Source organism: Sphingomonas sp., from assembly GCF_036402235.1.
Classification (GTDB): domain Bacteria; phylum Pseudomonadota; class Alphaproteobacteria; order Sphingomonadales; family Sphingomonadaceae; genus Sphingomonas.
In genome coordinates, this window is the sequence record NZ_DASWTG010000088.1 from 1 (window position 1) to 20329 (window position 20329).

General features: G+C 68.5%; 21 protein-coding genes and 1 riboswitch. Of the genes, 11 read left to right on the forward strand and 10 right to left on the reverse strand.

The window, feature by feature from the left end:
• Window positions 1-140 precede the first annotated feature (140 nt).
• Together VGD28_RS17665 and VGD28_RS17670 are read left to right on the forward strand one after the other, a co-directional pair.
• Window positions 141-365, forward strand: coding sequence for a hypothetical protein (locus tag VGD28_RS17665; protein WP_331029670.1), 225 nt, complete (start codon window positions 141-143; stop codon window positions 363-365).
• 21 nt (window positions 366-386) lie between these two features.
• Entirely contained in the window at window positions 387-1082 is a 696-nt protein-coding gene (locus VGD28_RS17670; RefSeq protein ID WP_331029671.1) for a thioredoxin family protein, read from the forward strand.
• 145 nt (window positions 1083-1227) lie between these two features.
• On the opposite strand, the gene VGD28_RS17675 is transcribed toward VGD28_RS17670, so the two are convergent.
• The 9 genes from VGD28_RS17675 to VGD28_RS17715 form a co-directional block, all read right to left on the reverse strand.
• Window positions 1228-2691 (reverse strand): CehA/McbA family metallohydrolase, encoded by a 1464-nt coding sequence (locus tag VGD28_RS17675; protein ID WP_331029672.1) that lies wholly within the window; start codon window positions 2689-2691, stop codon window positions 1228-1230.
• A complete protein-coding gene (locus VGD28_RS17680) occupies window positions 2691-5210 on the reverse strand; it encodes a TonB-dependent receptor (protein WP_331029673.1) in 2520 nt (839 codons plus the stop codon). The genes VGD28_RS17675 and VGD28_RS17680 overlap by 1 nt, the downstream gene beginning before the upstream one ends.
• A gap of 428 nt (window positions 5211-5638) precedes the next feature.
• Window positions 5639-7939: a 5-methyltetrahydropteroyltriglutamate--homocysteine S-methyltransferase gene (gene metE, locus VGD28_RS17685; RefSeq protein ID WP_331029674.1), complete on the reverse strand. Its 2301-nt coding sequence runs from the start codon at window positions 7937-7939 to the stop codon at window positions 5639-5641.
• A gap of 110 nt (window positions 7940-8049) precedes the next feature.
• A riboswitch (cobalamin riboswitch) is annotated at window positions 8050-8253 on the reverse strand.
• Window positions 8254-8308: 55 nt separating this feature from the next.
• Complete coding sequence (locus VGD28_RS17690; RefSeq protein WP_331029675.1) at window positions 8309-8743, reverse strand: VOC family protein; 435 nt, start codon at window positions 8741-8743, stop codon at window positions 8309-8311.
• Window positions 8743-9156, reverse strand: a complete 414-nt coding sequence (locus tag VGD28_RS17695; protein ID WP_331029676.1) for a VOC family protein — start codon at window positions 9154-9156, stop codon at window positions 8743-8745. The genes VGD28_RS17690 and VGD28_RS17695 overlap by 1 nt, the downstream gene beginning before the upstream one ends.
• A 28-nt stretch (window positions 9157-9184) precedes the next feature.
• Window positions 9185-9586 carry a DoxX family protein gene (locus VGD28_RS17700; RefSeq protein ID WP_331029677.1) on the reverse strand — a complete coding sequence of 134 codons (402 nt, stop codon included), beginning with the start codon at window positions 9584-9586 and terminating at the stop codon, window positions 9185-9187.
• Window positions 9583-10065 (reverse strand): SRPBCC family protein, encoded by a 483-nt coding sequence (locus tag VGD28_RS17705; RefSeq protein WP_331029678.1) that lies wholly within the window; start codon window positions 10063-10065, stop codon window positions 9583-9585. The genes VGD28_RS17700 and VGD28_RS17705 overlap by 4 nt, the downstream gene beginning before the upstream one ends.
• On the reverse strand, window positions 10052-10399 hold the full coding sequence (locus VGD28_RS17710) for a metalloregulator ArsR/SmtB family transcription factor (protein WP_331029679.1): 348 nt from the start codon (window positions 10397-10399) through the stop codon (window positions 10052-10054). Before VGD28_RS17710 ends, VGD28_RS17705 begins: the two co-directional genes overlap by 14 nt.
• 86 nt (window positions 10400-10485) lie before the next feature.
• A complete protein-coding gene (locus VGD28_RS17715; RefSeq protein ID WP_331029680.1) occupies window positions 10486-10992 on the reverse strand; it encodes a DNA-deoxyinosine glycosylase in 507 nt (168 codons plus the stop codon).
• A gap of 22 nt (window positions 10993-11014) precedes the next feature.
• Here VGD28_RS17715 and VGD28_RS17720 point away from each other — a divergent pair, with 22 nt between their 5' ends.
• Window positions 11015-11341, forward strand: a complete 327-nt coding sequence (locus tag VGD28_RS17720) for a DUF962 domain-containing protein (RefSeq protein ID WP_331029681.1) — start codon at window positions 11015-11017, stop codon at window positions 11339-11341.
• On the opposite strand, the gene VGD28_RS17725 is transcribed toward VGD28_RS17720, so the two are convergent.
• A complete protein-coding gene (locus tag VGD28_RS17725; RefSeq protein ID WP_331029682.1) occupies window positions 11338-11895 on the reverse strand; it encodes a hypothetical protein in 558 nt (185 codons plus the stop codon). The genes VGD28_RS17720 and VGD28_RS17725 overlap by 4 nt on opposite strands.
• On the opposite strand from VGD28_RS17725, the gene VGD28_RS17730 reads away from it, so the two are divergent.
• The 8 genes from VGD28_RS17730 (at window position 11894) to VGD28_RS17765 (ending at window position 20329) form a co-directional block, all read left to right on the forward strand.
• Window positions 11894-12886: a cysteine synthase A gene (locus VGD28_RS17730; protein WP_331029683.1), complete on the forward strand. Its 993-nt coding sequence runs from the start codon at window positions 11894-11896 to the stop codon at window positions 12884-12886. The genes VGD28_RS17725 and VGD28_RS17730 overlap by 2 nt on opposite strands.
• A gap of 113 nt (window positions 12887-12999) precedes the next feature.
• Complete coding sequence (locus VGD28_RS17735; RefSeq protein ID WP_331029684.1) at window positions 13000-13305, forward strand: hypothetical protein; 306 nt, start codon at window positions 13000-13002, stop codon at window positions 13303-13305.
• Between the two features lie 370 nt (window positions 13306-13675).
• Window positions 13676-14161, forward strand: a complete 486-nt coding sequence (locus tag VGD28_RS17740) for a division/cell wall cluster transcriptional repressor MraZ (RefSeq protein ID WP_331029685.1) — start codon at window positions 13676-13678, stop codon at window positions 14159-14161.
• A 38-nt stretch (window positions 14162-14199) separates the two neighbouring features.
• On the forward strand, window positions 14200-15111 hold the full coding sequence (gene rsmH, locus VGD28_RS17745; RefSeq protein WP_331029686.1) for a 16S rRNA (cytosine(1402)-N(4))-methyltransferase RsmH: 912 nt from the start codon (window positions 14200-14202) through the stop codon (window positions 15109-15111).
• A gap of 10 nt (window positions 15112-15121) precedes the next feature.
• A complete protein-coding gene (locus VGD28_RS17750) occupies window positions 15122-15784 on the forward strand; it encodes a hypothetical protein (RefSeq protein WP_331029687.1) in 663 nt (220 codons plus the stop codon).
• Window positions 15781-17541, forward strand: coding sequence for a penicillin-binding protein 2 (locus VGD28_RS17755; protein WP_331029688.1), 1761 nt, complete (start codon window positions 15781-15783; stop codon window positions 17539-17541). The genes VGD28_RS17750 and VGD28_RS17755 overlap by 4 nt, the downstream gene beginning before the upstream one ends.
• Window positions 17538-18953 (forward strand): UDP-N-acetylmuramoyl-L-alanyl-D-glutamate--2,6-diaminopimelate ligase, encoded by a 1416-nt coding sequence (locus tag VGD28_RS17760; RefSeq protein WP_331029689.1) that lies wholly within the window; start codon window positions 17538-17540, stop codon window positions 18951-18953. The genes VGD28_RS17755 and VGD28_RS17760 overlap by 4 nt, the downstream gene beginning before the upstream one ends.
• A gap of 5 nt (window positions 18954-18958) precedes the next feature.
• Window positions 18959-20329, forward strand: a complete 1371-nt coding sequence (locus VGD28_RS17765; RefSeq protein WP_331029699.1) for a UDP-N-acetylmuramoyl-tripeptide--D-alanyl-D-alanine ligase — start codon at window positions 18959-18961, stop codon at window positions 20327-20329.

The window sequence follows — 20329 nt, forward strand, 5'->3', positions numbered from 1 at the left end:
CTCCGTCGCGCTGCGCGCGCCACCTCCCCCTGGCGGGGGAGGATCGAACGCCGATCTCCCAAATCGCGTCACACTTGTAACTCTCACCCGCGCGCCGCCCGATCCTAGGTTCCACGAACCAACGACAACGGAGCATGGCGATGTCCGCAATTGCAGACAAGGCGACCGGCAAGACGGCCTGGCTGACGCTGGCGGCATCGCCGGTGTTCGCGGCGATGGCGCTGATGTCGGCAATCGACGCGCCGCCGCTGGCGCTGTGCGCGGCGGGAGCAACGCTGCTGCCGGTCGACGGCATGACCGCGATGTACCTGCTGATGAGCCTGTTCCACCTGCCGCCCTGGCTCAAGCTCGCCGGGCGCGGTTGACGATCAACGAGGAGAAGAGCAATGCAACACGAGATCGTATCGCGCGAGGAATGGATGGCCGCGCGCAAGGCGCTGTTCGAGAAGGAGCGCGCGATGACCCATGCGCTCGACGCGCTGCGCGCCGAGCGGCGCGGGCTGCCCTGGGTGAAGGTCGCGAAGGACTATGTGTTCGAGGGGCCGGATGGGCCGCGCACGCTGGGCGACCTGTTCGGGGATCGCAGCCAGCTTGCCGTCTATCACTTCATGCTGACCCCGGGGTCGGAGCATATCTGCCCCGGCTGCTCCTACACGATGGATCATACCGACGCGGCGCGGCAGCATTTCGAGCAAGCCGACCTCGCCTTCGCAGCGGTGTCGCGCGCGCCAGTCGCGCAGATCGAGGCGGTCAAGGCACGGATGGGGTGGACCTTTCCGTGGGTGTCGTCGGGCGGGGGCGACTTCAACTACGACTTCTGCGTCTCGTTCACCGCCGAGGAGCGCGAAGCGGGGACGGCGCGCTACAATTACGGGCTGACGCAGATCCAGCGCAGCCCGGACATGTTCGGGGTGAGCGTGTTCGCGAAGAACGATGCGGGCGAGATCTTCCACAGCTACTCGACCTATCACCGCGGCACCGAGCTGCTGATGGGCGCGATGAACTGGCTCGACCTCGCCCCCAAGGGCCGCAACGAGGCCGGCGGCACGATGAGCTGGGTGCGGCTGCACGACGAGTATTGAGAGCTGCGAGACGTTTATCCTCCCCCGCTAGGGGGAGGTGGCGCCGAAGGCGTCGGAGGGGGAGGATGCGAGCCGCCGAGGTTTCGCCGTCCTCCCCCTCCGTCACGCTACGCGTGCCACCTCCCCCTGGCGGGGGAGGATTAAGTCAGCGCCGGGGCGCCGCCTTGCATCGGATGTAGATGGGGTTGCCGATCAGCAGCTTGCGGTTGTCGGGACCGAGGATGTTGACGGCGATCCAGCCGCAGGCGGCGGCGCGGTCGATCGGGAGCGTGGCCGGCGACGTGGCGACCGAGATGCGGCTGTGCTCCTTGCCATTGGCGACGAGCTGGGCCGTGCCTTGCGCGACACCGGCGACGCTCACCTCGACCGCGAGTTTCGCTGCGGGTATCGCGAGCGTCTCACCCATCGCCGCGCGGTTCTTGCCCGATACCACCGCGACCTCGAGCATGCGATCCCGCGCGCCCTCTACGTCGATGAAGACATTGCCGGCGCGGATGCCGTCGAGGATCGCCGGCTGGGACAGCTCGCGGGCGTGGACCACGGTGGCGGGGCGGCCGATCGGCGCCTTGCCGGGTCCGGCAGCGGGATCGTGGTTGTCGCTGCTGCCAATGCCGGTGATGCGGAAGCCGCGATTGAGCTTGTCGTACCAGAAATCGAGCCCGGCGAGCGGGGGCTGGGTGGTGAGGCCGTTGATCGCCTCGATCGCGGTCACCTTGCTCCAGTCGGTGTCGGGCCAGACCCAGCCGCAGCCCATGCATGCCTCGCCCGAGGGCAAGGCGGGGTGGTTGATCGAGAGGATCGCGCGCGCCGCGGCGACATTGTGCTGGAGCGTGGCGACGTCGGGCACGGTGGGGCTGCCGACGCGGAAATCGACCCAGCGCGACTGGCCAAAGATGTTGGCATGGCCGCCAAAGGTGGTGATTTCCGCGCCGGGGATCAGCAGCATCCGGTCGTAGAAAGGTTGAAGCTCGCGCAGTGCGGAGAAGTGCGAGCTGGTGTTGTGATCGGTGACGGCGATGAAATCGAGGCCCGCTTGCGCCGCGGCTTCGACGGTGCGGTAGAGTGGGCAGGGGACGCGCTTGCCCTGCTGGCTGGCGCAGCTGCCGTCCGAATGCGTGTCGTGCATGTGGAGGTCGCCGCGATACCAGCCGGGGCCGGCGCGGATGGGCGCGTCGGCGATCGCGGCGGTGGCGTTGCGGGTCTCGCCGCGGTCGAAGAAAATCTCAACGCGGTAAGGACTGCGGGCGTCCTTGCGCGCGTTGGGAATGCCGAACTGGACCTGCCAGCGGCCGGGTGGGAGCGCGCCGGAGAGATAGCCGGGGGTGGCGTCGCCTTCGCTCAGCGTGAAGCGGTCGCGCGTGCCGCCGCTCCAGCCGCGGAAGCGCTCTGGGTCGAACAGGCCGAGGTCGATGACGGTCCTGTTCGCCTTGTCATAGGTCAGGCGGACGGTGATTCGCTCGACGCCCGCGGGGAGGTCGAACGGGATCGCCTTGTAGGTCTGATGATCGGCGCCAGTGATCTCGCCGGTGACGGTGCGGTCCGCCTCCTGCGCTGCAGCGGGGGTGAGGAGGCACGCGAGTGCCGCGAGCAGGAGACGGACGCCACGCATCAGAACTTGAAGTCCACGGCGAAGCGGAAGTTGCGGCCGAGGATCGGGCGGCCGATGAACAACAGGTCGTTGGCCTGGCCGCTGGTCAGCTCGCCCGCGCGTGGATTGCCTTCGGTCAGGCCGATGGTGTTGGTCAGATTGTCGCCATAGGCCCAGAGCTGGATGTTCTCGGTGACCTTCAGGCGGACGCTGGCGTTGACCACCGTATAGGCCGGCAGCTCCGAGATGTTGGCGGCGTCGGCATAGCGCTTGCTGTAATGCTCGACATCGGCCTGCGCGCGCAGGCGGTCGCCGAACAAGGTGACCGCGGGCGTGGCACGCAGTGCGAGCCGCGGCACGCGCAACAGCTGGTTGCCCGAATAATCGCGGTTGATCAGCGTCGGAGTCGGCGGCGTGGTCGAGTTGTCCTGGCCGAGCTCGGCATAGCGCAGGTTGCGGAAGGTGGGATCCTGCCAGGTCGCGTTGAGCGTGAAGTCGAACCATGGCGCGGGGCGCACGGTGCCCTCGAACTCGACGCCGTAGGAGCGCGTGTCGGTATAGACGGTCTGGCTGATATAGCCGTTGGTCGCCGTGTCGAACCGCGTGTTGCCGATGCCGTAGGAGTCGAAATCGGTGAGGAACGCCGTCGCGTAGAGGTTGAGGAATCGCGAGCTGTATTTGAGGCCAGCTTCCCACATGCCGATCCCCTGCGTCACCGGCTGGGCGGTGGCGCTGGTGATGAAGCTGCCGACGCTCGGCAGGCGGAAGGCGGAGGTGTAGCGCGCGAAGACGCCGGCATTGTCCATGAACTTCCAGTCGGCGCCGAGCGTCCAGCCGAGCTTGTCGAACTTGCGGTCGAAGGGGGTGAACACGCCGTTGCCGGTGAGCACGCTGTCGTCGGCGAGCGTCGCGGCGTTGCCGAGATTGACGGTGCGGCTGCCCTCCTGCGCGCCGCGGGTGGTCACTTCCTCATAGCGCAGGCCGCCGTCGATGCGCAGCGCCGGGGTGATCTGCCATTCGTCCGAGGCATAGACGGCGAAGGTGCTCTGCGAGCCATAGCCATTGGCGAATTCGGAGCCGTAGCGCGCGACGCCATTCTCGGTCAGCGAGCCGACCACCTGGCCCGCGGCGTTGAGCGCGACGAGATTGAGCAGGCGGCTGTTGTTCGACACGTCCTGAACGGTCGAGGCCGAGTAGCGGCGGAAGGTCTCGTCGATGTACGCGTAGTAGACGCCGACCGCGACGTCGTGCGTGCCCGCCGCCTCGAACCGCCGCGCGATGCGCAGGTCGTTGAGCAGCTCGCTCTCCTCGATCGTCACCGGGCGCGCGGCGTTGACGAACACGTCGCCATTGCCATTCTGGCCGGTGACGTCAAACGCGGTGCCGTCGTCGACATAGCGCAGCTGGACGCTGGTTGCGCCGGGGAAGGCGGCGAGGACTTGCGGCCGATAGGTGTTGAGCAGCGCGGTCGCGGTGCTGATCGAGGCGGGGTAGACGCCGTTGCGCACCGTGCCCGAGTCGCGATAGCGCAGCTTGTGGCTGAGCTTCCAGCCGTCGCCGAATTCCCAGTCGGTGATCCAGCTCAGCTGGTCGAGCCGGATGCGCGAGCCTTCCTCCTGGCGGAAGTCGACCGGGCCGGTCGCGCTCCTGAGCGTCATGCGACGGGTCTGGCGGCTCGCGGTGGTGCCGTAATGCGGGTCGAAGCCGGGCAGGCCGACGATGTCCCCTTCGGCATCCTTGGTCAGCGGGATGCCGGTATAGAAGATCGCGTTGTCGGCGAGGTGCTTGTAGCTGATCGAGGTGCGGCCGCCGGCGAACTCGCCATGCACCGCGGCGCGGATCTGGCCGCCCTTGTTGCCGGTATAGCCGGGATCGCGCACGCCGCGCTCGCTGCGGTAGAAGCCGCCGACATCGACCGACCAGCCCTCCGCCACCGGCACGCCGACCCAGCCGTCGAAACGGTAGAGATCCGCGGTCGGGCCGTAGAGCAGGCGCGCATTGCCGGCCACTTCGTCCGTCGCGCGGCGCGTGATGTAGTTGACCGCGCCGCCAGGGGCGTTGGAGTAGAAGATCGACGACGGGCCGCCGCGCACGACTTCGATCCGGTCGATCGATTCGTCGATGCGGAAGGCCTGGTCGGCGTTGAGATAGCCGAGCGCGGGATCGTGCTGAACAGGCAGGCCGTCCTCGAGCAGGTTGATCGAGCCGAAACCGTCGACCGGGATGCCGCGCGCGCGGACGTTGCCCGATCCTTCGCCGCCCGACGCCTCGACCCAGAAGCCGGGGACGGACTTCAGCGTCTCGGTCACGCTCGACGGCGCGCGCGAGCGCAGCATGTCGTTGGAAAGAGTGGTGACCGCATAGCTGGTGTCGAGCTTGGTGCGCTCGCCGGCGCCGGCGCGGCCCGTGACGATGATCTCGCCGTCCTGGTTGTCGGCTTCGGGCGCGCTCGACGCCTGGTCCTGTGCCAGTGCGGGCAGGCTGACGGAGAGCAGAAGCGCGGAAACGCTGGCGCGGGCGAGCGCCTTGCGGATGGTCATGATCGTCCCCTTTGGTATGGATTTCATGGGCAGCGGCGCTGCACGCGCCGCGCCTAGGGGAAACCGGTTTCACAATGGCGGCGCGGCCATGACCGGATGATTACGATTGCATGACCGGTTTGCGACGCGGGCGCGCGAACGGCGTGCGGCCGTGCCGGCTGACAGCGAGGAACGCGACCTTGTCCCTATGTGCGAGCGCCACGCTGCGGAAGCGCGTGCCGTGATGGTTGGTGTCACCAGGGAGATCATGTCGATCAGGCAGATGGTGGCTTTGGTGGTGGGGCATGTGGGTCGCATCAACAATCCTCCCCCGCCAGTGGGAGGTGGCGCCGCAGGCGTCGGAAGGGGAGGACTCCCAACCAGCGTTATCGCCGTCCTCCCCCTCCGTCAGCTTCGCTGACACCTCCCCCTGACGGGGGAGGATTTGGTTAGGCGTCCGCCATCGCTTCGGCGCGGAGCGTGCGGGCGGCGGCGACCATTGCGCCGATCGCGGGGCGGACTTCCTCCCATTTGCGGGTCTTGAGGCCGCAATCGGGGTTCACCCAGAGCTGGGCGGGCTTGAGGTGGAGCTGGGCGAGGCGCATCAGCGCGACCATCTCCTCCTCGCCGGGCACGCGCGGGGCGTGGATGTCGTACACCCCCGGCCCGATCGCGCTGGGATAGTCGTAGGCCGCGAAGCCCTCGAGCAACTCCATCTGCGAGCGTGCGGTCTCGATCGAGATCACGTCGGTGTCCATCGCGCCGATCGCGGGCAGGATGTCGTTGAACTCCGAATAGCACATGTGCGTGTGGATCTGGGTCGTGTCGGCGACGCCGGCGGCGGAAAGGCGGAAGCTGTCGACCGCCCAGTCGAGATAGGCTTGCCAGTCCTTGCGGCGCAGCGGCAGACCTTCGCGCAGCGCCGCCTCGTCGATCTGGATCGCCTGGCAGCCGGCGGCCTCGAGGTCCTGCACTTCGTCGCGGATCGCGAGCGCGATCTGGCGGCACGAGGCTTCGCGCGGCTGGTCGTCGCGCACGAAGCTCCAGTTGAGGATCGTCACCGGGCCGGTGAGCATGCCCTTGACCGGCTTGTCGGTCAGCGACTGGGCATAGCGCCACCATTCGACCGTCATTGGCCGAGGGCGCGAGGCGTCGCCGAACAGGATCGGCGGACGGACGCAGCGCGAGCCGTAACTCTGGACCCAGCCATTTACCGTGAAGGCGAAGCCGGCGAGCTGCTCGCCGAAATACTGGACCATGTCGTTGCGCTCGAACTCGCCATGGACGAGCATGTCGAGCCCGGCTTCCTCCTGCCAGCGGATCGCGCTCAGCGTCTCGGCGCGCAGGAACGCCTCGTAGCCCGCGGCGTCGAGATTACCGCGATTGTGCTCGGCGCGGGCCCGGCGGACCTCGGCGGTCTGCGGGAACGAGCCGATCGTGGTGGTGGGGAAGAGCGGGAGGCCGAGCACCCGCGCCTGCGCGGCGATGCGCGTGGCGTGATCCGAGCGGCGCTCGCGCATGTCGGGCGTGACTGCGGCGATGCGTGCGGCGACGGCGGCGTCGTGGATGCGCGGCGAGGTGCGGCGGTTGGCTGCGGCTTGCGAGGAGGCTGCCAGCTCGGCGGCGACGGCAGTGCGGCCCTCGTTCAGCGCGCGCTTGAGGATCGCGAGCTCCTCGACCTTCTGCGCCGCGAAGGCGAGCCACTGGCTGATCTCGGCGTCAAGCTTGGATTCGAGCGCGAGATCGACTGGCACGTGGAGCAGCGAGCAGGAGGGGGCGAGGATCAGGTCGCGCTTGGCCGCGAGCGGCTCGATCCGGCCGAGCAGGGCGGCAAGGTCGGCGCGCCAGATGTTGCGGCCGTCGATCACGCCGAGCGAGAGGGCGAGAGTCTTGGGCGCGGCCTTGAGCACTGGCGCGAGCTGCTCGGGCGCGCGAACCAGGTCGATATGCAGTCCAGCGACGGGCAGCGCGGCGGCGAGGGTGAGGTTGTCGCCGAGCCCGCCGAAATAGGTGGTGAGCATGATCTGCGGCGTCGAGCGCGCGAGCCGGGCATAAGCGCGAGTGAAGGCGCGGCGCTGCTGCTCGGTGAGGTCGGTGACCAGGATCGGCTCGTCGATCTGCACCCACTCGGCGCCGGCATGCGCGAGGTGACCCAGGATCACCCCGTAGAGGCCGAGCACTTCGTCGAGATAGTCGAAGGGGTCGACGCCGGCAGCCTTGACCAGACTGAGCCAAGTCACCGGGCCGAGGAGGACGGGGCGAGTCTCATAGCCCTGTGCTTTGGCCTCGCGATATTCCTCGACGATCTTGAGGCGGCCGAGCGCGAGCTTCTGCCCGGTGGAAAGCTCGGGGACGATATAGTGATAGTTGGTGTCGAACCATTTGGTCATCTCGCACGCGGTGAGGCTGTGCGAATGGGCACAGCCTTCGCTGGCGCCGGTGGTGCCGCGGGCCATGGCGAAATAGGTGGCGAGGGTCGCCTCGCCGTCCGCCGCGCCGTAGCGGGCGGGGATCGCGCCGAGCATCATGCTGAGGTCAAGGACATGGTCGTAGAGCGAGAAATCGTTCGACGGCAGCCAGTCGGCGCCCAGCGCTGTCTGGCGCGCCCAGGCGGCGGTGCGCAGGCCCGCGGCGGCTTCGAGCAGCGCGGCTTCGTCGGATTTGCCCGACCAGAAGGATTCGAGCGCGTGCTTCAATTCGCGGCGCGGGCCGATGCGCGGGAAGCCGAGCGTGGCGATGGTGACGGTCATTGGTCTTCTACCCCGAAGAAGGCGGGGAGAAGCCGGACGCGTGCGGACCCGCGCAGACGGCGAGCCGGCCGCGCAGTGCGCATGCGGCCAGACCGGGCACCCCGCCGGTGGACGTTATCGTGTCGCGGGCAGGTCTTCTGGCTCACGGGTCAATGCGGACGGTCTGGCCTTCCCGGGAGGCGAGCCTCCCAGTGACACGTATCGACCGCCGCTCGCCGCTTACAGTTGCGGGGGCAGCGCCGGATTTGCACCGGCTTCCCGTCTTAGCTCCGGCGCGGCAGGCCGGCCGGAGAACCTTCGACCCGCGCAATATCGCGCGGGCCGAAGGTCTCGTCAAGTGAGATATAAAGACTTCTTTATATCTTTAACTCAATGGGTGGCCGGGCCCTTGAGCTCGATCACGTTGCCCTCGGGATCGCGGACATAGAAGGAGGGACCTTCGCCTTCCGCGCCATAGCGCGGGCCTTCCTCGATGATCTCCACCTGGTGCGCGGCGAGGTGCGCGCGCAGGGCGGCATCGTCGAACGGATCGATCGCCAGCGCGAAATGGTCGAGGTTGCGGCCTTCGGCTCCGGGCGCCGCGCCGCCCCGCGCGCCGAGCTTGCCGTCGATCGTGACGAGATCGATCAGCGAAGCGCCGGCGCGAAGCTGGTGGAGGCCGATCGCCTCCTGCACACGCTCGTCGGTGCAGCCGAGCACGTCGTGATAGAAGGCGAGCATGCGCGGCAGATCGGCGGCGCGCAGAACGATGTGATCGATCCCGCGTATTGTGAAGGGTAGGGCGAAGGGCGGGGGCGCCGGCATCAGCCTTCGCCCATGCCTGCGGGATTCATCCACACCGGCTCGAACACATTGCCGTCAGGGTCGGCGAAGGTGCGGCCATACATGAAGCCGAGGTCCTGCGTCGCGCGCAGGTCCGCCTTGCCGCCGGCCGCAGCCGCCTTCGCGACGATCGCGTCCACCGCCTCGCGGCTCTCCTGCGACAGGGCGAGCAGCATCCCGCTGGCGGCGTTCGCGTCGGCGATCGGCAGGCTGGTGAAGGTCGAGTAGAAATCATGCGTCAGCAGCATGAACACGATGTTCTCCGACCACATCATCGACGAGGCGGTCTCGCCGCTGAACATCTCGTTCTTCGTGCAGCCGATCGCTTCGTAGAAGGCAGTCGACTTGGCGAGATCGCGGACGGGCAGATTGATGAAGATCGACTTGGCGGACATGGATTCTCTCCTTCTCGGGCCTTGGAGGTCAGGGGTTGGTCGTGCGGAAGGGGAAGAGCGCGCGCAGCTGCGGGTCGCGCAGCCACAGCCCGCCCCACATGAACAGGCCGAGATAGACGCTGAAGAGGATGTTGCTGAACAGCGGCATCTCGGCGCGGACCTGAGTCGCCATCGCGCCGCCGAGCAGGCCCATCATCAGCACCGCGCCGAGCAGGCTGGTGCGCGGGACCAGATAGAGGATGACAAGGGCGAGCTCGAGCAGGCCGATCGCGAAGGCATAGCCCGCGGGCCAGCCCAGCTGGGCCATCGTTTGCTCGGCTACCGGCAACATCATCAGCTTGGGCGCGACCGACGCGCCGAGCATGAACAGCGCGAACAGGCCGGTCAGCACACGGCCGGTCCACAGCATCGCGGGGGTAGTTGCGCTCATCGATTCCTCTCCTGTCGTGCGAGCCACGCGTCGAAGCGCGCGAAGGTGCTCGTCCACCCGTGACGGTGGCCGGCGAGGCTTTCCGCCGATTTGAGCCCCGCATGGGTGAAATCGAGATGCGTGCGGTTGTCGGGGAGCTCGGCGAACAGCGCGGTGACGAGCGTGTCGACGGGCACGCCGTCCTCATGGTCGTCGCTGTCCCATTTGAAGGTGTAGACGAGCCGCTCGGGCGCGACGACCTCGCGATAGGTGCCGCCCTGCCACAGCGTGCGGCCGTCCTCGGGCGAGCGCAGGCAGGCGCGCCAGGCGCCTCCGACGCGGAGGTCCTGCTCGACCTTGACCGCGGGCCATTCGACCGGCCCCCACCAGCCGAGCACCATCTCGATCCGCGTCCAGGCGAGCCAGACGAGGTCGCGCGGCGCGTCGAACACGCGCGTCAGGTGGAGCACCGGCGGCGCGGCGGGATCAGTGGCGTTCATCGCTGCCTCCCGCGGTCTGGATATATTTGAGATAGGCGTCGAGCCGGTCGAAGCTCGCCTCCCAGAAATGGCGGTACTGGTCGAGCCAGTCGGCGACGCTCTTCATCGCCTGCGGCTCGAATCGCGCCGGGCGCCACTGCGCGGTGCGGCTGCGGCTGATCAGCCCGGCATTCTCCAGCACCTTGATGTGCCGCGACACCGCGGGGAGGCTTATGTCGAATGGCGCGGCGAGCTCGTTCACCGACGCCTCGCCCTGCGCCAGCCGCGCGAGGATCGCGCGGCGGGTCGGGTCGGCGAGGGCGGCGAACTGAATGCTGAGCGGATCGGTCTGCATCGGTGAAATTCCAGTATTTAACTATAATGTTAAATACAAGTCCGGGCGATGTCAAGCATGCCGGGAATCAGCCGGATTCCGGTGCGTTAGATTGCGAGATGCTCGCGTAGCGCCAACCACGCCGGAAGCTTGGCGTCGAAGCCGATCGTGTGGAGCGGGCTGGAAGAGGGAAGGGCGATCGTCGCGCGGCCGGGGAAGGGGCCGAGCTGACGCAAGCCATGCTTGAGCGCCGTGCCGCCGTTGAAGGCGATCGCCCGCAGATCTGGCAGCGTGGCGGCTAGGGCCGCGATGTCGTTGGCGGCGATGTCGCTGAGCGCGGCGTCTGTGCTGCCTGGGCGATATGCGGTGGCGACGACATCCCACAGCCCGATACGCGCCTCCAGCAGCGCGGCAAGACGGTCGGGATAGGCGAGGGCGGTCAGGTTGCGATCGACCACCGCCGACATTAGCCGCCAGAACTGGTTCTGTGGATGCGCATAATATTGTTGTGCCGCGAGCGAACGGTCGCCAGGCAGGCTGCCGCAGACCAGCAGGCGCACGCCGCTATCGACGACGGGCGCGAAGCTGGATTTTCGAGGAGTTGATTGCGTCACCCCACCGTCCTAGCATCGCCGCATGGCGCGCGCGATCACCCGCTATGCCGACTTCTGGCCTTATTATCTTCGCGAGCATGCGAAGCCGGAGACACGGGTGCTGCACTATGTGGGGACGACGCTGACCTTCGCGGCGCTCGCGGCCGGAATCTGGCTCAGCGCGTGGTGGCTGCTCGCCATCCCGCTCGCCGGCTACGGCTTCGCCTGGGCCGCGCATTTCGGGGTCGAGAAGAACCGCCCGGCGACCTTCACCTATCCGCTCTGGTCACTGGTCAGCGATTACCGGATGTTCTTCCTGTGGCTGAGCGGCCGGCTGGAGCCGCATCTGCAGCGCGCGGGCGTCTCCTAGCGCGCTTGCAGCGAGCGGCGCATTTCCTTGAGCGCGCGTTCGCTCGCCTCCTGCGCGACCTCGGCTGTGGCGAGCGCGACCGAGGCGCTCTTCATCGTGCGCTCGACGTGACGGTTGGCCCGTGCCGAGATGCGCTTCGAGGTCGCGCGGATCTCGTCATCCGCGGCGACGCGCCTGCCGTTGGCGCAGTGCAGCGTGTCGTTGGTGATATTGATGTTCCCGTTCTTCGCTTCGTCGGGGCCGTAGCCGCATTTCCTGGCGATCAGCGCCCGGTCGGCGGCGGTGACGATGGGGCCCTGCGCGGCCATCTCGCGCTCCACCGCTGCGGTCAGCTTCTGTTCGGCGGTTTCGCGGGCGCTCCCCGGAAGGGCGGCGAACCCCGCGATGGAGGCGATCGCAAGATACGCAAAGCGGTGCATTCGGCTTCTCCCAAGCTTATGACTACACTTGTAGTCAATGCGGGCAGACGGGTCAAGCGGATGCGTCAGGATGTTGCCATGCGCCAAGCATCGCTTGCTTGCCGCGCGGGGCGGGGCGTGCAAATGGTCGCCCATGCAGGTAGCAACTGATACGATCGCACTGATCGGCAATACCCCGCTGGTGCGCCTCAAGGGCCCGAGCGACGCCGCCGGGTGCGACATCTTCGGCAAGTGCGAGTTCGCCAATCCGGGCGCGAGCGTGAAGGACCGCGCTGCGCTGTACATCGTGCAGGATGCCGAGGCGCGCGGGCAGATCGCGCCGGGCGGAACGATCGTCGAGGGAACGGCCGGGAACACCGGGATCGGCCTGGCGCTGGTCGGCAACGCCAAGGGCTACAAGACGATCATCGTCATGCCCGAGACGCAGAGCCGCGAGAAGATGGACACGCTGCGCGCACTCGGCGCCGAGCTGGTGCTGGTGCCCGCCGCGCCCTATTCGAATCCCGGCCATTTCGTGCACACCAGCCGCCGCATCGCCGAGGAGACCCCCAACGCGATCTGGGCCAACCAGTTCGACAACATCGCCAACCGCCGCGCGCATATCGTGGGGACCGCGGAGGAGATCTGGGCACAGATGGAGGGCCGGATCGACGGCTTCACCTGCGCCGCGGGCACCGGCGGCACGATCGCGGGCGTCGGCCTCGGCCTCAAGGAGAAGGACGAGCGCGTGACGATCGCGCTGTCCGACCCGCACGGCGCGGCGCTCTACGAATATTACGCGCATGGCGAGCTCAAGGCCGAAGGGTCGTCGGTTGCCGAGGGGATCGGGCAGGGGCGGATCACCGCCAATCTCGAAGGCGCGCCGATCGACACTCAGTTCCGCATCTCCGATGAGGAGGGACTCGAATGGGTCGAGCGGCTGCTGGCGGAGGAGGGACTGTGCCTCGGCCTGTCCTCGGGCATCAACGTCGCCGGCGCGGTACGGCTGGGGCGCGAGCTGGGGCCGGGCAAGCGAATCGCGACCATCCTGTGCGATACCGGATTCCGGTATCTTTCGACGCTGTACAATGGCGACTGGCTGCGGTCCAAGGGGCTGCCCGTGCCGCCTTGGCTCGACCGCGCCTGAGAGTCTGTTTGGGAATGCGCGATTAGCGCATTCCGACACCGCTTTCCGGTCAGCGCACGCCAAAAAACGGGGTTCGCAACAGGCTGGTAAGGCGTTACATTTATGCCACAGCTATGAAGTCGCTTCCGACCGATCCCAGGCAAAGCATGCAGCGCGTCCGCGTCGGCCTCACCGGGCTGGCCACCGTCCTGCTGCTGATCGGCGTCGCGGGCTGGATCTTCTCCGCCGCCAACAAGGAGGATCCGGTCGTCGCCGATGGCGGCGCGAAGCCCGAAGCGGTCGCCAACATGACCGACGGCGTGATCGTCAACGAGGCGGTGCTGGGGAAGGACGAGCCGATCGCCGAGCTAGGCATTGCGCCGCGCACCGCAGAAACCCCCGCTCCTGCGATCACGCCCTATCCCATTCCCGAGAAGTGACGCATCGGCTGCCCGCCGGCGGCGCTACGGGAAATCGCCCCACAACCTGCCCCGAACCCTATCTGCGCGTGCCGCGCATTGGATTCAGCCGGGCAAGACATTGCCGCATCCTTCTGAACAAAGCGAGATCAACTGACGAATATTCCTGAAACACGTCCCACTTCAGGCAGAAAGTGGGGCTAAATACCGTAGATTCCCGCGTTCAGGCATTGAAAACCAATGGCGCTTAAGATACGCCGCTGGTTAACAGGGCAACCTTATCGTCAGCCGGAATCGGGTCCGGGGCGCGCGGCATCGTGCGCTTTCGGAGACGGGAAAGGTTTGCCCGCCGCAAGCGAGGGCGGGAGTGAACCGGACGGGGTACAGAGGCGTGGGGCTGCAGCTGGTGGACGACAAGGGTCGTGTCGCCATCCCCTCGACCCTGCGCGCCACGCTCGAGAAGAACAGCGGCGCCCCTGCCGACACCAAGGACTCCCGCGTCGCCATCCTCTCCGCCCATGAGAGCGACCGCTGCCTGATCGCCTATGACGAGCCCTACTTCGATGCCCTGATGGAGCGGCTCAACGCGCGTTCGCTGGAATATGCCGGCGATCGCGGGCGCACGGATTCGAACATCTGGCGCGAAGGCGTCGGTCCCAGCGAGAATATCGCCTTCGATCCCTCGGGCCGCTTCGTCATGCCCGGGATGCTGTGCCAGCATGCCGGAATCCGCAAGTCGGGCTACGCCTTCTTCTATGGCGTCGGCCCGGTGATCGAGATCTGGGACCCCGCCACGCTGCTCGCGCATCCCTCGCTGCCCGAGAGCATGAAGGCGGCGTGCCGCTACCACCTCGACGAGAAGAAGGTGACGCTGTGAGCACTGCCCAAGAATCCTCTGGGCGGCCACACGTCTCCGTGCTTCTAGACGAGACCGTCGAAGCGCTCGCGATCCAGCCCGGCGCGCGCATCGTCGACGCGACCTTTGGTGCAGGGGGTTACAGCTTGGCGTTCCTCGAGCGGGGAGCCGAGGTGGCCGCCTTTGATCGCGATCCGGATGCGATCGAGGGCGGCCAAGCCCTTCTCACCGCGAGCGACGGCCGGCTGATCCTGATCGAGGCGCCCTTCTCGAACATGGATCGCGAGCTCGAGGCGCGCGGCCTGGCCCCGGTCGACGGCGTGGCGATGGATATCGGCGTCTCGTCGATGCAGCTCGACCAGGCCGAGCGCGGGTTCAGCTTTCAGCAGGACGGGCCGCTGTCTATGCGCATGGCGGGCGAGGGGATGACCGCAGCCGATTTCGTCAACGAAGCGGACGAAGCCGAGATCGCCGATGTGCTCTATCATTATGGCGAGGAGCCGCGCGCGCGGCGCGTGGCCAGGGCGATCGTCGCGGCGCGCCCGCTGACGCGCACCGGCGAGCTGGCCAACGTCGTGCGCAAGGCGCTGGGCCACAAGCCGCACGACAAGAAGGACCCGGCGACGCGGACCTTCCAGGCGATCCGCATCCATGTGAACCGCGAGCTCGACGAGCTGGCCGAGGGGCTGGCCGCGGCGGAGCGGGTGCTCAAGCCCGGCGGGCGGCTGGCGGTGGTGACCTTCCACAGCCTGGAAGACCGCATGGTCAAGAAATTCCTGCGTGAGCGCTCGGGCAGCGAGCCGGCCGGTTCGCGGCACCGTCCGGCGGTGACGGCGGCGCGTGCGCCGAGCTTCGAGACCCCGGCCAAGGCGGTGCGTCCGAGCGAGGAAGAAATTGCGGCGAACCCGCGGGCCCGGTCGGCGACGCTGCGCGTCGCGCGGCGCACTGCGGCGGAAGCGTGGGTGAGTTGAGGAGGCGGATATGGCGATCAAGGCACTGAACGGACTGGGCTGGTACGCCGCGGGACTGATCGTGGCGCCGGGCTGCTATCTCGTCTCGTCGATGGTCGCGGCCGAGCGGACGCGCGTCGAGGCGGTCGAGCGCGCCATCGCCAAGGCGCACAAGGACATTCGCCAGCTCGAGACCGAGTTCGACACGCGCGCCAACCTCGCCCAGCTCGAGCGCTGGAACGGGGAGGTGATGCGCTACACCGCGCCGACCCCGGCGCAGTTCCTGGCGAGCGACGGCGCGCTGGCTTCGCTCCGCGCGCTCGAGACCGAGGGCGTGGCCGAGCGCTATGCCGCGATGGTGGTGCCCGAGGGCGTGCCCGACCCGGTGGCCGGAACCGCTCAGACCGCGGGCGGGGCAGCGATGGCATCCGCGGCGCCGGCCAAGGCGATCGCGGAGAAGGCGGTGGCGGAGAAAGCCGCCGCCGGCAAGGTCGCCGCTGCGGTGGTCGCGAAGGCCGCACCCGCTGCCGCGAGCCGGCCCCAGCTGGCCGCGGCGGTGATGCCGAAGCCGGCCAGGCCTGCGGTCAGGACGCGCCGGGAAGAGGTGGCGATGCTCGACCGCAGCCTGCTCAAGGATTCGAGCTTCGGCGACCTGATGAAGGGCGTCCGTGCCGAGGCGCGCCGCGCCCGGTGACCGTCCTCGTCGCCCCTGCGCCCCGCAATCGCACCCGGCCGGGCAACCGGCAGGCGACGATGGCTGTCGCGCACGTGCGGCTGATGATCCTCGCGCTGCTGTTCGCGGCGGGCATTTCGGTGATCGTCGGGCGGCTGGCGCTGCTCGCGCTGTTCGCCGAGCCGGTTGCGGCGACCAGCGTCAACGCGATGCTGGTGCCGCTGCGCGGCGACCTGGTCGACCGCAACGGCGCGCCGCTCGCGCGGACGATCGACGCCTGGTCGATCGGCGTGCGGCCCGGCAGGGTGATCGGCGACAAGGAAGAGCTGGCGCGGATGCTCGCGGCGACGCTGCCGGGCAAGAGCGAGGCCGACTATGCGAAGCTGCTGGGCAGCGACGCGCGCTTCACCTATCTGCAGCGCCGCGCGGTGCCCGAGCTTGTGGCGGCGGTGCACGCGCTGGGCGAGCCGGGGATCGAGTTCGCGCGCGAGCCGCAGCGCCTCTATCCGCAGGCGAGCCTTGGCGCGCATGTCCTCGGCTACCTCGATTTCGATGGCAAGGGCGTCACCGGCATGGAACTGGCGCTCGACAAGCAGTTGACCGATCCCGCGCGGCGGGGGCAGCCGGTCGCGCTCTCGCTCGATCTGCGCGCGCAGGCGGCGCTAGAGAGCGAGCTGGGCGCCGCGATGACGTCGTTCACGGCCAAGGGCGCGGCCGGCGTGATCCTCGACGTGGCGACCGGCGAGGTGGTGGCGATGGCGTCGCTCCCGACCTTCAACCCCAACAATATCAAGGGATCGAACCCCGAGCATTTCCGCAACAACATGACGCAGAGCGTCTATGAGCTCGGCTCGACCTTCAAGCCGCTGACCATGGCGTTTGCGATCGAGAGCGGGGTCGCGCCGTCGATGGCCAAGCGCTACGACGCTACCGCGCCGCTCCAGGTCGGCGGCTTCCGCATCCGCGACGATCATGCCCAGAAGCGCTGGCTCAATATCCCCGAGACGCTGATCCATTCGTCCAACATCGCGACGGCGCGCATCGCCGACGAGCTGGGCCAGCAGCGGATGGAGAGCATGTTCCGCAAGCTCGGCTTCGATTCGCGGCCCGATATCGAGCTGGGCGGCCTCGCCGCGCCGCTTTGGCCCAAATTCTGGGCGCGCACCACGGTGATGACCACGGCCTATGGCCATGGCATCGCGGTGACGCCGCTGCACCTCGCCAGCGCCTATGCCGCGCTGGTCAATGGCGGCGTGTGGCGCCCGGCGACGCTGCGCCGGATCGAGCCGGGCAAGGCGCCGCAGGGGCGCCGCGTCGTCTCCGAAGCGACCAGCGCGCGGATGCGCCAGCTGCTGCGCCTGGTGGTGACGCACGGCACCGGCGGCAAGGCCGATGCGCCGGGCTATCGGGTCGGCGGCAAGACCGGCACCGCCGAAGTGCCCGGCGCCGGCGGCTACAAGCGCAATCAGAACGTCTCGACCTTCGCGGCGGCTTTCCCGATGGACGCGCCGCGCTATGTGGTGCTGGTGATGCTCGATTCGCCTGTCGGAAATGCCCAGACCTTCGGTTTCTCGACCGCCGGCTGGACCGCCGCCCCCGTCGTCAACCGCGTCATCATGCGCACCGGCGCGATGCTGGGTGTGGTGCCCGACGAGACCCGCGACGTCGATGTTTCGGATCTGACCCCGCTGCTGTGGAAGGCCGAGCCCAAGAACAAGCCCAAAGGCGCCGCTGCTGCGGCTGCGACCTCGATCGTCGCGCCGGGAGCGGACGAGTGAGACTGGGCGAACTGACCGGCGGCGCCGAAGATACCATCGTCACCGGCTTCGCCATCGACCACCGCAAGGTGGCGCCCGGCACCGTCTTCGGCGCGTTTCGCGGCGCACGCTTCAACGGCGAGGACTTCATCCCGCAGGCGGTGGCGAGCGGGGCGATCGCGGTGATCGCGCGGCCCGAGACGCGGGTCGAGGGCGCGGTGCACATCGCGACCGACCATCCGCGCACCGAGTTCGCGCGCATCGCGGCGCGCTTCTTCGCTCCCTTCCCAGAGACGGCGGTCGCGGTGACCGGGACCAACGGCAAGACCTCGACGGTCGAGATGGTTCGTCAGCTCTGGCGTATGGCCGGGCACAGCGCGGCGTCGATCGGCACGCTGGGCGTGACCACCGCGGACGAGGCGGTGTCGACCGGGCTGACCACGCCCGATGTCGTCACTTTCCTCTCCAACGTCGCGGGGCTGGCGCGGGAGGGCGTGACGCATCTGGCGTTCGAGGCCTCGAGCCACGGCCTGTCGCAATACCGCACCGAAGGGCTGCCGGTAGCGGCCGCGGCGTTCACCAACCTGTCGCGCGATCACCTCGACTATCATCAGGACATGGCGGACTATTTCACCGCCAAGCTGCGGCTGTTCGCCGACGTGCTCGACCCCGACGGCACCGCGGTGGTGTGGGCCGACGATCCCCATTCGGAGCGCGTCCTCGATATCGCCCAGATGCGCGGCAACCGGATCATCACGGTGGGCGAGCATGGCAGCGAGATTCGCCTGGTGTCGCGCGAGCCGACCCTGCTCGACCAGAAGCTGGTGGTCGCGATCGAGGGGCAGGAGCACCGCGTCAGCCTGCCGCTGATCGGCGGCTACCAGGCGGCGAACGCGCTGATCGCGGCAGCGCTGGTGATCGCGACGGGCGGGGACACCGCGGCGACGCTCGCCAACCTCTCCCGGCTTCAGCCGGTGCGCGGGCGGCTCGAGCGCGCGGCGATCAGCCGGACCGGCGCGCCGATCTATGTCGACTATGCGCACACGCCCGACGCGCTCGAGGCTGCGATCGCCGCGCTGAAGCCGCATGCGGCGGGGCGGCTGATCCTCGTCTTCGGCGCGGGCGGCGATCGCGATCCGGGCAAGCGCGAGCCGATGGGGCAGGCGGCCGCGGCGGGCGCGGACCTGGTGATCGTGACCGACGACAATCCGCGCGGCGAGGATCCCGCGCTGATCCGCGCCGAAATCCTCAAGGGTTGCCCCGGCGCGATCGAGGTGGGCGATCGCCGCGGCGCGATCTTCCTGGGCGTCGGCAAGGCCGAGCCGCAGGACATCGTGCTGATCGCGGGCAAGGGGCATGAGCAGGGCCAGATCGTCGGCGACATGGTGCTGCCCTTCGACGACGTTTCGGTGGCACGGGAGGCGGCGGCGTGAGCGAAATGCTCTGGACCGCAGCCGAGATCGCCGCCGCGACGGGCGGCACCGCATCCGCCGAGTTCGACGTCGATGCGGTGGCGTTCGACAGCCGCGAGGTGGGGCCGGGCGCGCTGTTCGTCGCGTTGTCGGGCGAGACCACCGACGGGCACAAATTCCTCGATCAGGCCTTCGCGAGCGGGGCCGCGGGTGCGGTCGTGTCCTCCCGGACGCCGCACCCCCATATCCTGGTCGGCGACACGATGGTCGCGCTGGAGAATCTGGCGCGCGCCAGCCGCAAGCGCATGGCAGGCACGGTGATCGGCGTCACCGGTTCTGTGGGGAAGACCGGCACCAAGGAGGCGCTGTTCGAATGCCTCGAGCGGATGGCGCCGGGCTTCGCGCACCGTTCGGTCAAGAGCTACAACAACCATACCGGCGTGCCGCTGAGCCTCGCCCGCATGCCGCGCGAGGCCAGGTTCGGCGTGTTCGAGATGGGCATGAACCATGCCGGCGAGCTGCTGGCGCTCACCCATATGGTCCGCCCGCATATCGCGCTGGTGACGACGATCGCGCCTGCGCACACCGAATTCTTCGCGAGCGAGGAAGCGATCGCCGACGCCAAGGGCGAAATCTTCCAGGGGCTGGAGCCCGGCGGCACCGCGATCGTGCCGTTCGACAGCCCGCACCGCGACCGGCTGATCGCAGCGGCCGAGCCGCATGCGGCGAAGGTCGTCACCTTCGGCCTGAGCGAAGGCGCGGATGTACGCGCGATCGAGGTCGTGCCCGGCCAGCCGGGCGGCACCTATGTCACCGCGCAGATCGGGCCGGAGCGCACGCTGGGCTTCACCCTGTCGCAGCCGGGCGACCACTGGGTCGCCAATGCGATGGCGGTGCTGGCCGCGGTCGACGCGGCAGGCGGGGACCTCGAGCAGGCTGGCCTCGCGCTGGCCGAGATGGGTGGACTCGCTGGGCGTGGCGCGCGGTTCAAGACCGCGCTCGCCGGCGGCGAGGCGCTGGTGATCGACGAGAGCTACAACGCCAATCCCGCATCGATGCGCGCGACGCTGGCGGTGCTTGCCGCGACCCCCGCCACGCGACGCCTGGCGGTGCTGGGCGAAATGCGCGAGCTGGGCGACCAGTCGGCCGACTTCCACGCCGGACTTGCGGATCCGATCGCTGCCGCGAACGTCGAATCGTTGCTCCTCGTCGGCGAAGGGATGGCGCCGCTCGCACGCGCGCTTGAGGGGCGGATCGAATTGGTCCATGTGCCCGACGCCGCGACCGCCCGTGAGCGCATCGAGACGATGCTCCGCCCGGGCGACGCGGTCCTCATCAAGGGTTCGAACGGGGTCGGGCTGTCGCGGGTCGTCGCGGCGCTGGCGGGAAGGGCGTAG

Excerpts from the sequence above, each read along its gene's own strand:
- VGD28_RS17665 (WP_331029670.1), top strand. The coding sequence starts at position 141 with ATGTCCGCAATTGCAGACAAGGCGACCGGCAAGACGGCCTGGCTGACG.
- VGD28_RS17670 (WP_331029671.1), top strand. The coding sequence starts at position 387 with ATGCAACACGAGATCGTATCGCGCGAGGAATGGATGGCCGCGCGCAAG.
- VGD28_RS17675 (WP_331029672.1), bottom strand. The coding sequence starts at position 2,691 with ATGCGTGGCGTCCGTCTCCTGCTCGCGGCACTCGCGTGCCTCCTCACC.
- VGD28_RS17680 (WP_331029673.1), bottom strand. The coding sequence starts at position 5,210 with ATGACCATCCGCAAGGCGCTCGCCCGCGCCAGCGTTTCCGCGCTTCTG.
- metE (WP_331029674.1), bottom strand. The coding sequence starts at position 7,939 with ATGACCGTCACCATCGCCACGCTCGGCTTCCCGCGCATCGGCCCGCGC.
- VGD28_RS17690 (WP_331029675.1), bottom strand. The coding sequence starts at position 8,743 with ATGCCGGCGCCCCCGCCCTTCGCCCTACCCTTCACAATACGCGGGATC.
- VGD28_RS17695 (WP_331029676.1), bottom strand. The coding sequence starts at position 9,156 with ATGTCCGCCAAGTCGATCTTCATCAATCTGCCCGTCCGCGATCTCGCC.
- VGD28_RS17700 (WP_331029677.1), bottom strand. The coding sequence starts at position 9,586 with ATGAGCGCAACTACCCCCGCGATGCTGTGGACCGGCCGTGTGCTGACC.
- VGD28_RS17705 (WP_331029678.1), bottom strand. The coding sequence starts at position 10,065 with ATGAACGCCACTGATCCCGCCGCGCCGCCGGTGCTCCACCTGACGCGC.
- VGD28_RS17710 (WP_331029679.1), bottom strand. The coding sequence starts at position 10,399 with ATGCAGACCGATCCGCTCAGCATTCAGTTCGCCGCCCTCGCCGACCCG.
- VGD28_RS17720 (WP_331029681.1), top strand. The coding sequence starts at position 11,015 with ATGGCGCGCGCGATCACCCGCTATGCCGACTTCTGGCCTTATTATCTT.
- VGD28_RS17730 (WP_331029683.1), top strand. The coding sequence starts at position 11,894 with ATGCAGGTAGCAACTGATACGATCGCACTGATCGGCAATACCCCGCTG.
- VGD28_RS17725 (WP_331029682.1), bottom strand. The coding sequence starts at position 11,895 with ATGGGCGACCATTTGCACGCCCCGCCCCGCGCGGCAAGCAAGCGATGC.
- VGD28_RS17735 (WP_331029684.1), top strand. The coding sequence starts at position 13,000 with ATGAAGTCGCTTCCGACCGATCCCAGGCAAAGCATGCAGCGCGTCCGC.
- VGD28_RS17750 (WP_331029687.1), top strand. The coding sequence starts at position 15,122 with ATGGCGATCAAGGCACTGAACGGACTGGGCTGGTACGCCGCGGGACTG.
- VGD28_RS17765 (WP_331029699.1), top strand. The coding sequence starts at position 18,959 with ATGCTCTGGACCGCAGCCGAGATCGCCGCCGCGACGGGCGGCACCGCA.